General features: G+C 70.3%; 13 protein-coding genes. 6 read left to right on the top strand and 7 right to left on the bottom strand.

Translation table 11 applies throughout. The annotated features are described in order from the left end of the window. The 3 genes from YU1_RS29930 to YU1_RS29925 form a co-directional block, all read right to left on the bottom strand. The coding region (locus YU1_RS29930; RefSeq protein WP_035714732.1) for a transposase at positions 1–211 on the bottom strand (211 nt) is incomplete at its 3' end. 69 nt (positions 212–280) lie between these two features. Next, positions 281–1,219 carry an AEC family transporter gene (locus YU1_RS0116865; RefSeq protein WP_029005070.1) on the bottom strand — a complete coding sequence of 313 codons (939 nt, stop codon included), beginning with the start codon at positions 1,217–1,219 and terminating at the stop codon, positions 281–283. Between the two features lie 5 nt (positions 1,220–1,224). Further along, positions 1,225–1,530: a hypothetical protein gene (locus tag YU1_RS29925; protein WP_051356963.1), complete on the bottom strand. Its 306-nt coding sequence runs from the start codon at positions 1,528–1,530 to the stop codon at positions 1,225–1,227. Between the two features lie 286 nt (positions 1,531–1,816). Between YU1_RS29925 and YU1_RS33535 the strand changes: the two genes are divergently transcribed. Both YU1_RS33535 and YU1_RS0116850 read left to right on the top strand, forming a co-directional pair. Beyond that, entirely contained in the window at positions 1,817–2,032 is a 216-nt protein-coding gene (locus YU1_RS33535; RefSeq protein WP_156922211.1) for a hypothetical protein, read from the top strand. 58 nt (positions 2,033–2,090) lie between these two features. Further along, complete coding sequence (locus YU1_RS0116850) at positions 2,091–2,690, top strand: SCO family protein (protein ID WP_029005069.1); 600 nt, start codon at positions 2,091–2,093, stop codon at positions 2,688–2,690. On the opposite strand, the gene YU1_RS29920 is transcribed toward YU1_RS0116850, so the two are convergent. Beyond that, positions 2,681–4,618, bottom strand: coding sequence for a glycosyltransferase (locus YU1_RS29920; protein WP_051356962.1), 1,938 nt, complete (start codon positions 4,616–4,618; stop codon positions 2,681–2,683). The two genes, YU1_RS0116850 and YU1_RS29920, sit on opposite strands and share 10 nt — an antisense overlap. 95 nt (positions 4,619–4,713) lie before the next feature. Here YU1_RS29920 and YU1_RS29915 point away from each other — a divergent pair, with 95 nt between their 5' ends. The 3 genes from YU1_RS29915 (at position 4,714) to YU1_RS0116830 (ending at position 8,212) form a co-directional block, all read left to right on the top strand. Next, entirely contained in the window at positions 4,714–5,565 is an 852-nt protein-coding gene (locus YU1_RS29915) for a transporter substrate-binding domain-containing protein (protein WP_245263362.1), read from the top strand. Positions 5,566–5,683: 118 nt separating this feature from the next. Next, positions 5,684–6,358 carry a hypothetical protein gene (locus tag YU1_RS0116835; protein ID WP_051356961.1) on the top strand — a complete coding sequence of 225 codons (675 nt, stop codon included), beginning with the start codon at positions 5,684–5,686 and terminating at the stop codon, positions 6,356–6,358. A 198-nt stretch (positions 6,359–6,556) separates the two neighbouring features. Continuing rightward, on the top strand, positions 6,557–8,212 hold the full coding sequence (locus tag YU1_RS0116830) for a lysine--tRNA ligase (RefSeq protein ID WP_029005067.1): 1,656 nt from the start codon (positions 6,557–6,559) through the stop codon (positions 8,210–8,212). Between the two features lie 33 nt (positions 8,213–8,245). Here the strand turns inward: YU1_RS0116830 and YU1_RS0116825 are convergent, their stop codons facing one another. Both YU1_RS0116825 and YU1_RS32780 read right to left on the bottom strand, forming a co-directional pair. Continuing rightward, positions 8,246–8,659 (bottom strand): DUF2442 domain-containing protein, encoded by a 414-nt coding sequence (locus YU1_RS0116825; protein ID WP_029005066.1) that lies wholly within the window; start codon positions 8,657–8,659, stop codon positions 8,246–8,248. Beyond that, complete coding sequence (locus YU1_RS32780; protein WP_245263361.1) at positions 8,646–8,858, bottom strand: DUF4160 domain-containing protein; 213 nt, start codon at positions 8,856–8,858, stop codon at positions 8,646–8,648. The genes YU1_RS0116825 and YU1_RS32780 overlap by 14 nt, the downstream gene beginning before the upstream one ends. Before the next feature lie 185 nt (positions 8,859–9,043). Between YU1_RS32780 and YU1_RS0116820 the strand changes: the two genes are divergently transcribed. After that, positions 9,044–9,688, top strand: a complete 645-nt coding sequence (locus tag YU1_RS0116820) for a peroxiredoxin (RefSeq protein ID WP_029005065.1) — start codon at positions 9,044–9,046, stop codon at positions 9,686–9,688. 118 nt (positions 9,689–9,806) lie between these two features. Here the strand turns inward: YU1_RS0116820 and YU1_RS0116815 are convergent, their stop codons facing one another. Then, complete coding sequence (locus YU1_RS0116815) at positions 9,807–10,625, bottom strand: hypothetical protein (protein WP_029005064.1); 819 nt, start codon at positions 10,623–10,625, stop codon at positions 9,807–9,809. Between the last annotated feature and the right edge of the window lie 61 nt (positions 10,626–10,686).

Here is a 10,686-nt window from a genome sequence, read left to right as displayed (position 1 = left end):
GGCTGAAGCGACGGAAGACGGTGTTCCATTCTCCAAACAGCTCCGGCAGATCGCGCCAAGGCGAGCCGGTGCGCACGATCCACAGCACCGCCTCGATGAACATACGATTGTCCCGGCCCGAAGAGCCGCGCGTCCGCTCGTCGCCGATGATGTGCGGCGCTATCCGCGCCCACTGCTCATCCCCAAGCACCAGTCGATCAAGAACACCCATCGCTGCCTCATCAAAGGCAGCTTTGAATCACAGATCATTCAGCCCGGGAACCCCAAGAGTCCACACTACCTAGCCGACCCCCAGCACGTAGAGCCAGAAGGTGATGGTGATGAGCCCGAGCGCGGTGGAGAGCGACACCGCGCTGGAACTGGTGCCGACCCCGACGCCGTAGCGCTGGGCCAGGAGATAGGCATTGATGCCGCACGGCATGGCGGCGAACAGCACGGCGACGCCGGCCCACACCGGCGGCATGGGCAGGATGCGGGTGAGGCCCAGCACCAGCAGCGGGTGCACGATCAGCTTCAGCCCGCAGATGAGGGCGGTGGGGCGCAGGTCGCCGGAGACGCCGTAGCGCTTCAGCGCCAGGCCGAGCGAGATCAGCGCGCAGGGGGTGGCCGAGGCGGCCATCATGTCCAGCACCTGCTTGAGCACGCCGTGCGCCTCGAAGCCGAACAGCCGGCCGAGGCCGCCGGCATAGATGCCGAGCAGGATGGGATTGAAGGCCAGCGAGCGGAACAGGCGCTTGCCGGTGGCCAGCGAGAAGCCCGAGCCGCCCTCCACCGCGATGGTGGCGGCCACCAGCATGATCGGCAGGTGCACCGCGATCAGCAGGAACAGCGGCACCGCGCCTTCCTCGCCATAGGCCTTGAGGATCAGCGGCACGCCGACGAACACGGTGTTGGCCTGCCCGGCGGAGAAGCCGTGGATCACCGCCTCGGTATGCGAGCGGTGGAACAGCTTGCGCGCCGCCAGCGAGGCGATGAAGAACACCGCGAAGGCGCCGGTGAAATAGGCGATCCAATAGCCCCAGGGCTGGGCGTCGGGCAGCTTGCTCTCGCTCAGCGTCTTGAAGATGAGGATCGGCACCGCGAGGCTGAAGACATATTCCGCCAGCCCGTCCGAGGCGGTGTCGCTGATAAGGCGGGTCTTCGATGCCCCGTAGCCGAGCCCGACAATCCCGAAGACCGGAAGGACGATGAGCGCGAGGTCCGCGAGAATGCCGAGCATGGGGGTCAGGCTGCGGCGGTGAGAGCCGCTCCGCTGTGAGGAAGGCCCTCGCCGAGCCGCACCATCTCCACGTCGCTGACCGGCACCATCACCCGCAGCCGGCCTTCCAGCCGGAGAGCGAGATCGGGGGCGGCGGTGAACTCCAGCTCCACGCAGAGCGCGCCGCCGCAATAGGCGACGTCGACGCGATGGGGCAGCACGTCGTGGATCACGAACGGCTCAAGGAGGCGCAGCAGCACGTTGGGATCGGGCGTGGCTTCGACGACAAGGCGATAGGCGGCGCCGGCAGGCACCCGCGAGAGGTCAGACATGGACGGAATTCCGGATATACGAGCGACAGATGCGATTCAGCGATCCCGGCCGACCTGGTCGACCGGGCGGAGAATTCGCAGCGCGCCACCGAAGGGGCGCGATGTCTCGCAACCGGAAATGCACATGGATTTGAGGTTAGGCGGATGCGGGTGCGGCGTCAACGGCCGCAGCCTTGCGTCCGCCTCATGCCGGCTCGCGCCAAGTTGCTTTCAGCGCAAGGCCGGATGGCCTTAGACTGCGCTCCGGCCGGGCGACCTCCGGCCGTGGCGAGGCATTGCGAAACCCATGCGCGCAGAGGTTCACGGGGCGGCCGGTGTCCATGAGGCGCCGGCACAGCCGCAAGCGGCGGAAGCGGGGGCGGGCTGGCGCATGCGCGTGCTCACCCTCGGCATCGCCGCCGTGGTCATGCTGCTGGTCGGCGCGGCGGGCCTGCTGTGGATGCGCCATGGCGTCGCCATCTTCTTCGACACGGTGGCGGCCGGGCTCGCGACGTGCTTTTGACTCTCCGCTGATTTCCGCCCGTTGATTTCCGCCCGATCGTCACGGATACCGCCGCCCCATGCCCGCCTTGTCCTCCCGCACCAAGATCATCGCCCTGTTCTGCGCGTTCGCCGCCGGCGCGCTCCTGCTGGTGGTGGGCGTCACGCTGCTGATGCCGGAACGGCCGGTGGCCGGCACCACCTCGCTGGTGGGCGGGCCGTTCCGGCTGACCGACCAGGATGGCGCGGTGGTGACGGAGGCGGCGCTGAAGGGCCATCCGACGCTGGTGTTCTTCGGCTTCACCCACTGCCCGGACGTCTGCCCGACGGCGCTGTTCGAGATTTCCGAGATCTTCCGCGCGCTCGGGCCGGATGCGGACAAGGCGCAGGCGGTGTTCATCACGGTGGACCCGGAGCGCGACACGCCGGAGGTGATGAAGTCCTACGTCTCCAGCTTCGTGCCGCAGATCAAGGGCTTCACCGGCACGCCGGAGCAGGTGGAGGCGGTGAAGAAGGGCTACCGGGTGTTCTCCCGCAAGGTGCCGCTGGCCGATGGCGACTACACCATGGACCATACGGCGGTGATCTATCTGATGGACAAGTCGGGCAATTTCATCGCCCCGTTCAACACCAAGCGGCCGCCGGCCGAGGCGGCGGCGGAGCTGAAGCGCTACCTCTGAGCCGCGACGGCGCGCATGTGCCGGCGGCGGCCCGGCACCGGGCGGCGCCGGCCGAGGCCGTGCTCGGTCTTGTCCCACCAGTGCGGCCGCACCACCAGTTGCACGACGGCCCGCCAGGCGGCGGCCGACTGGAACAGCCAGTAGAGCGGCAGGCCCAGCAGCACCGGCGCCAGCGCCAGCCGGCCGCGCCGCCGCAGGCCGAGCCCGCAGCACAGCCCGGCGGCCAGGTAGCCGACGGCGAGATTGGTGGCCGACAGCGCGGTGACCGCCACCCCGAGCGCGCTGCCGGAGGGCATCAGGAACACGCCGCGGGCGATGTCCGCCGCCAGCACCACCAGGCACAAGGGGTGCACCAGCGCCGAGGCGAACGGGCCGGCGGTGAGCAGCGCCAGGGCCGCCATGTTGCCCCAGCCCAGGTCCCGGCCCAGCCGGCGGGGCTCGCGCCCGTGCACCAGCAGGGTCTGCGCCCAGCCCTTCAGCCAGCGCGTGCGCTGGCCCATCCAGGCCTGCCGGGAGATCGGCGCCTCCTCCTCGGTGGAGGAGGCGATGACCGCCGTGGCCCAGCCGGCGCGGGCAAGGCGCACGCCCAGATCCGCGTCCTCGGTGACGTTGTAGGGGTCCCAGGCGCCGACGGCCTCCAATCTATCGCGGCGGAAATGGTTGGAGGTGCCGCCCAGCAGGATGGGCAGGCCGAGGCTGGCCAGCGCCGGCAGCAGCACGTCGAAGTGGCCGGCATATTCGGCCGCGAAATGCCGGCTGATCCAGCTGTCCTCCGCATTCTCCACGGTGAGGCGGGCCTGCACGCAGGCCACCGCCGGCCCGGCGCCGCGGAAGGCGGCGAGCGCCCGGCGCAGTTGGTCGGGGGCGGGCACGTCCTCGGCGTCGAACACCGCCACATAGCGGCCGCGCGCGAACGGCAGCGCGGCGTTGAGCGCCTTGGGCTTGGTGCGCGGGCCGACGGCGGGGGCCACCACCACCGCGAACCAGGGCGGCAGGGCCATGCGGCGCAGCGCGGCGCGCATGGGCGCGTCGTCGGGCTCGATCACCAGCTTGATGTCCAGCTTCTCCGGCGGATAGTCCAGCCGCCGCAGCGCCGCCACCAGGCGCGGCAGCACCCGCACCTCGCGATAGAGCGGCACGATCACGCTGTAGGGCGGCAGATCGGCGCCGCCGAGGCCGAGCGGCACCTCGCGCGGGGCCTTGACGAAGCAGGCGCCGAGCCGCAGCGCCGCGCCGCCGAGGAACACCGCCGACAGCAGCCCCTCCACCGCCAGCAGGGTGGCGAGCGGCGCCGTCGCCGTGAGCGCGACGAACGTCGCAGCCCCCAGCGCCAGGGGCGGCAGCAGCCGGCGGGAAGGGGTGAGCAGAGCGGCGGAGAGGTCCGGTGCGCGGGTGCGCAGGCCGAAGGCGGCCTCCGCGCCGATGCCGGCGGCGCCATGCCGGGCCAGGGCCAGGTGGAACCGTTCCGGCGGGACGAGGCGCGCCCGTGCGGCCAGATCGGGATCGCGCTTCAGGGCGCGGGCGAGCCGGCGCAAGGCGAGGCCGCGCGCGGCGAAGGTATAGACGGCGTCGCCGTCGTCCCGCGGCGCAAGGATGGTACCGAGGCGCAGCACGTCGGGGGTGAGCGCGGGCGGAAAGGGCAGCGCGGTCAACGGGTCCACGCCCAGCCCCAGATGGGCGGCGGCGCGGGCGCAGGCGGCATCGGGCGAGAGGTGGCCGGCGCAGATCAGCACCTCGTCGCCGCCGACCCGCAGCGCCCGGGCGCGGGCGTGCGCCCAGGCCAGCAGCTCGGGCGCCACATGGCCGCGCAGGGCGTCGAGCTCCACCGGCAGCGGGGGTGCGAAGCGGGCAGTGGCGGGGAAGCGGGGTGGCGGAGCCGGATCGGCAAACATCGTCCGCTTGCGGTCGCGCGCGGCCTCGCCCACCATGATCCACTCCCCCCGGGAGATCCGATGCTCGCAAGGGTAGTATGGCAGTCATGCAGGCGCTAGCGCTGATTTGTTTCGCGTCCAGGTTGCGGCGATTGGGTGCCGCCGCGCTGGTGCTGGCTTTCGCCGGCCCCTTGACGGTGGCGCCGCTCCACGCCCAGAGCCCGGGAACGGCGGCCGGTCCGGTTGTGCCGAGCTTCTGGAGCGCGTCGCGGCGGCTGGAGCGGCCGGACGCCACGCGCCTGCCCTCCACCATCCGCTTCCTCACCACCGACGACTATCCGCCGTTCAATTTCGCCGCCGCCGATGGCGCGCTGATGGGCTTCAACGTGGACCTCGCCCGGGCGGTGTGCGCCGAGCTGGCGGTGACCTGCACCATCCAGCCGGTGGCCTTCGACACGCTGCTGGACGCGCTGGAGCAGAACAAGGGCGACGCGGTGATCGCCGGCGTCGCCGCCAGCCCCGCCAACCGGGCGCGGGCGGATTTCTCCGAGCATTATCTCGGCACGCCGGCCCGCTTCGTCGGCCGCGGCGACATCGCGCTCACCGCCGCCAGCCCGGCGGAAGTGGCCTCGAAAAGCGTCGCCGTGGTGGGCGGGACGGCGCACGAGGCCTATCTGCGGGCCTTCTTCAACGAGGCGGCGATCCGGCCCTATCCGGACGCGGCGGGGGCGCGCGCCGCGCTCACCTCCGGGCAGGCGGACCTGCTGTTCGGCGACGGCATCTCGCTGTCGCTGTGGCTGAACAGCGCCCAGGCCGCCGGCTGCTGCCGCTTCGTCGGCGGGCCGTTCACCGAGAGCCGCTATTTCGGCGACGGCCTCGCGGTGGCGGTGAAGCCGGGCAACGAGCAGCTCCGCCGCGCCATCGACTATGCATTGCAGCGGGTGTGGGAGAAGGGCGTCTATACCGACCTCTATCTGCGCTGGTTCCCGGTGGGCTTCTACTGAGCTGATCCGGCCTGCCGCGAGGGCAGGCGAAATGTCGCAATCGTGTGTGGCGCGCGCGGGCCGTCTTGCTGAGATGGGGCAGGGTCCGCCGCTGGCGGGCCGCTTCCCGGAGGCCCCCATGTCGCTGCGCCGCATCCCCCGCCTTGCCCTGGCGCCCATCCTTCCCGCAGCCTGCCTGCTCGCGGCGTTCGCCGCCTTGCCCGCCGGCCCTGCGGCGGCGCAGGCCGCCGGCACCACCACTGCCAACGCGCCAAGCACCGTGCGCGGCGCCATCGCCGCCGTGGACGGGGCGATGCTCACGCTCACCACCCGCGCCGGCGCCACGGTGAAGGTGCGGCTCGCCGCCACGCCGGCGGTGACCGGCCTCGTGCCCATCACCATGGCCGACATCCCCACCGACGCTTATGTGGGCGTGGCGGCGGTGCCGCAGCCCGGCGCCCCGGCGGGCGCGCCCGAGACGGCGGTGTCGATCCACGTGTTCCAGCCGGCGCAGCGCGGCGTCGGGGAGGGCACCCACGGCTATGACGTGGCGCCCAATTCCAGCATGACCAACGGCGCGCTGGCGCAGAAGGTGGTGGAGAAGGACGGCTCGCTGCTGACCATCGCCTTCAAGGGCGGGGAGAAGCAGGTGCGCGTCACGCCGCAGACCTCGCTGGTGCGCTTCGAGCCCGGCAGCGCCAGCGAACTGAAGCCCGGCGCGCAGGTGCTGATGCGCACCACCCCCGGCGCCGACGGCGTGCCGGAGGCCGCCCGCGTGCTGGTGGGCCGCGACGGCGTGGTGCCGGCGCTGTAGAGGCGCTGCCCGCCCGGTGCGCATGCATAAAAGTGCGCCCCGGCTTTCTCTGTCCCTTCTCCAAGCTGGACACATGCACTAGAGCAGGGTCGCGCGGTGGCCCGGCCACGGCCCCGCGCGCCCCGACGCGGCTTCGCCCCGCGCGCAATTCCAGGCCGCGCCCGCCGCAAGGCCGGCGCCCTGACCCGGAGACCTGACATGACCACGGCCGCCCCGACCGAAGACCTTGCCACCGAACTGCGCACGTTTGCGGAAACCGCAGGCGCCTGGCCGTTCGAGGAAGCCCGCAAGATCGTCGCGCGGCTGAAGCGCAAGCCGAAAGACGAGGTGCTGTTCGAGACCGGCTACGGCCCCTCGGGCCTGCCGCACATCGGCACCTTCGGCGAGGTGGCGCGCACCACCATGGTGCGCCATGCCTTCCACGTGCTGACCGAAGACAAGATCAAGACCCGCCTGCTGTGCTTCTCCGACGACATGGACGGCATGCGCAAGATCCCGGAGAACGTGCCGGACCGGGCCGCGCTGGAGCCCTATCTCCAGATGCCGCTGACGGCAGTGCCCAATCCGTTCGGCGGCGACTACCCGAGCTTCGGCGACCACAACAACGCCATGCTGCGGCGCTTCCTCGACACCTTCGGCTTCGACTACGAATTCGCCAGCGCCACCGATTATTACAAGTCCGGCAAGCTCGACGCCGTGCTGCTGCGCGCGGCGGAAAAGTACGATGCCATCATGGCCGTGATGCTGCCGACGCTGGGCGAGGAGCGCCAGGCCACCTACAGCCCGTTTTTGCCCATCTCGCCGGTCAGCGGCCGGGTGCTCTATGTGCCGCTGAAGGCGGTGGACGCCAAGGCCGGCACCATCACGTTTACCGACGAGGACGGGGTGGACAAGACGCTGCCCGTCACCGGCGGCAAGGTGAAGCTCCAGTGGAAGCCGGATTTCGGTGCCCGCTGGGCGGCGCTCGGCGTCGATTTCGAGATGTTCGGCAAGGACCACCAGACCAACGCGCCGGTCTATGACAAGATCTGCGAGGTCCTGGGGGGCACCGCGCCGGAGCATTATGTCTATGAGCTGTTCCTCGACGAGAACGGCCAGAAGATCTCCAAGTCCAAGGGCAACGGCCTGACCATCGACGAATGGCTGACCTATGCCAGCCCAGAGAGCCTGGCGCTCTACATGTTCCAGTCGCCGCGCTCGGCCAAGAAGCTGCATTTCGATGTCATCCCGAAGGCGGTGGACGAGTATTTCAGCTTCCTCGCCCGCTATCCGACGCAGGACTGGAAGAACCGCCTGGGCAATCCGGTGTGGCACATCCATTCCGGCGAGCCGCCGGCGATCGACATGCCGGTGTCCTTCACCATGCTGCTCAACCTCGCCTCGGCCTCCAACACCGAGGATGAGAGCGTGCTGTGGGGCTTCCTGAACCGGCACGTGCCGGGCGTGTCGGCTGAGACCCATCCCAAGCTCGCCGAGCTGGTGGGCTATGCGGTGAAGTATTTCAACGACTTCGTCAGGCCCAGCAAGGTGTTCCGCGCGCCCGACGACGTGGAGCGCGGGGCCCTGGAAGTGCTCGACGCGGCGCTTGCCGCCCTGCCGCCGTCTCCGACCGCCGAGGAGGTGCAGACCGCGCTCTACGACGTGGCCCGCCCGATCCCGCGCTACCAGGACCTCAAGGCCAAGGGCGCCACGCCGGAGAAGCCGGGGGTGTCGGTGGAGTGGTTCAACACGCTCTATCAGGTGCTGATCGGCCAGGAGCGTGGGCCGCGCTTCGGCTCCTTCGTCGCCATCTACGGCGTGGCGGAGACCCGCGCGCTGATCGCCAAGGCGCTGGCCGGCACGCTGGCGGGCTGAACGCGACCGCCGGGGCTTCGCCGCGCCGGCTCCTCAGCCGGTCGCGGCCTTGCGCGGCCGGCCGCCCTTGCGGCCGTTCTCCCGGGAGCTGGCGGCCTTCGCGGCGGTCCGCGCCCGACCTCCCGCGCTGCCGAGCTGCTGTGCCATCCACGTCTTCGAGCCGAACACGCCTTGCAGCAGCGCCGGCACGTAGACGTCGGCATCGAGCTTCGGCCAATGCAGGCCGAGCCCGGCAGGGCTGATCTCGATCTCCGCCAGATCGTCCTTCGACGCGCCGGCCAGCCCTTCCACCAGCCCGACCGGAACGGCGATCTCCACGCCGGTGCCGAGCCGCACCACGAGGCGCGACGTGCGGCGGTCGAAGCGGGCGGAGACCGCGCGCCCGGCCTCCCGGGCGTCGGCCATGCGCTGTTCGGCCTCGGCGAACGCCTGTTCAGTCACCGCCATGGATCGCCCTCCACGCCTCGCATAACCGTGTCAGCGCCGCATCGAGCGCGCTCTTGATGCGTCCGACCTCGGGCCGACTGAAGCCATAGGTCTCGCGCAATTCGCTCGGCCCCTCTGGGCAATTCAGCAGGAACACCGCCTCGCCCCCGTTCCCGACGACATGGACGTGCGCGGGCCGGTGATCGTTGGGATAGCGCAACGCGCAAGCCTTCGAGGCGTAGGACCGTCGGCATTTGACTAGCCTAGCAAAACCCAAGCGGTTCGGATAGGGGTGCGGCGGAAGCGCCATGCCGCCGGATGACATGGTCCGTTCTTCCAAACTTCATCTATCGATGTGTATGATAGATTGAAGTCACATTCTTCTATCGTGGTTTGGAGAGAGACATGACGCTGCGCCTGGGGGACACGGTTCCCGATTTCACCGCCCAGACCACGGAAGGGCCGATCAGCTTCCATGCGTGGCTCGGCAATTCCTGGGGCATCCTGTTCTCGCATCCGAAGAACTTCACCCCGGTCTGCACCACCGAGCTCGGCCAGGTGGCGCACCTGAAGGGCGAGTTCGACAAGCGGAACGTCAAGGTCATCGGCCTGTCGGTGGACACGATCGAGAACCATCCGGCCTGGGTGGATGACATCAAGCTCGCCACCGGCGCGCAGCTCAACTTCCCGCTGATCGCCGACAGCGACAAGAAGGTCTCCGACCTCTACGACCTGATCCATCCCAATGCGAGCGACACCACCACCGTGCGCTCGGTCTTCGTCATCGGGCCGGACAAGAAGCTGAAGCTCACCCTCACCTATCCGGCGAGCACCGGCCGCAACTTCCAGGAAATCCTGCGCGTGGTGGATTCGCTCCAGCTCACCGCCCAGCATTCCGTCGCCACCCCGGCGGACTGGAAGCAGGGCGAAGACGTCATCATCGTCCCATCCGTCTCCGACGATGCGGCCAAGGAGAAGTTCCCGGAAGGCTGGAAGACGGTGAAGCCCTATCTGCGCATCGTCCGCCAGCCGGGCTCCGCCTCGGCCTGAACAGCGCGTCCCCCGCGCGGGCGGGGCTGAACGAACGGGCCATGGTCCCACGCCTGCGGGCGGCGGGGCCATGGCCTTTTTCGTGGCGGTCCCCGCGGGCTTGCCGGGGGCGACGGCCTCAGCCCGCGTGGATGGTTCCGATGTCCCGGCTGCGCGCCAGCCGGCGCAGCAGCCTGCGGGTATCCGCCGCCTTGCGGCCGAGCGGCCCCGCCGCCGGCCGCCGCTGCGGCGGGGCCGGGTCGCCGGGCTGCGGCAGGCCCATCTCCACATCCATGCGGGCGTAGAAGCCGGCGTAGCGGGCGAGGAACAGCGCCTGGGTCGCCGCATCCATCTCCTGGTAGCGCCGTGGCCGGCCCATGTTGAACTGGCCGATGGTGCCCGGCTGGGCGAACGGCGCCAGCACCCGCGCGACATCCACGTCGACGCCGATCTGCGCCGCCACGCGGGCGATGGTGGCCTCGGTGTCGAAGCAGATCTGGTTGTAGGTGAAGACTTCCGTAGTCTCGACCGCCGCCCAGCGCTCGAACACGGCGATCTGCGCGTCGATGGACGCCAGGGCCGCGAGCGGGCCGCCCACCTCCGAGAAGGCGTCTTCCCCGCGCGCCCGCGCCCGCACGCCGTGGTCCGCCATGGACAGGGCCATCTCGCGCGGATCGCGGATGCCGGCGCTGGCCAGCACCGTACCGGCGGCGATGCGGCGCGCCACTTCGGGATGCAGGTCGCCGTGGGTCTTCAGCACCACGGGCCGTCCGCAGGCCGCGTCGGCGACGCGGTCGAGCAGGCCGGGGCTGACGGCGTCGTAATAATTGGCCGTCCCGAAGGGGCCGCCATGGCGGATGCGGCAGAAGCCGAGACCGCCGAGGGACAATATCTCCTCGGTCAACTGGTACAGATACGTGCTGGCGGACTTGGTCACGCCGTAACAAATGTAGATCATTCCGGCCCCGGACTATCCGTGGGTCCACCAAGGGCAAGTGTCCGGGTGTCCGCCGGGCCTG

Source organism: Azorhizobium doebereinerae UFLA1-100 (assembly GCF_000473085.1).
Taxonomy (GTDB): domain Bacteria; phylum Pseudomonadota; class Alphaproteobacteria; order Rhizobiales; family Xanthobacteraceae; genus Azorhizobium; species Azorhizobium doebereinerae.
This window is presented reverse-complemented; position numbering and strand designations above follow the sequence as displayed.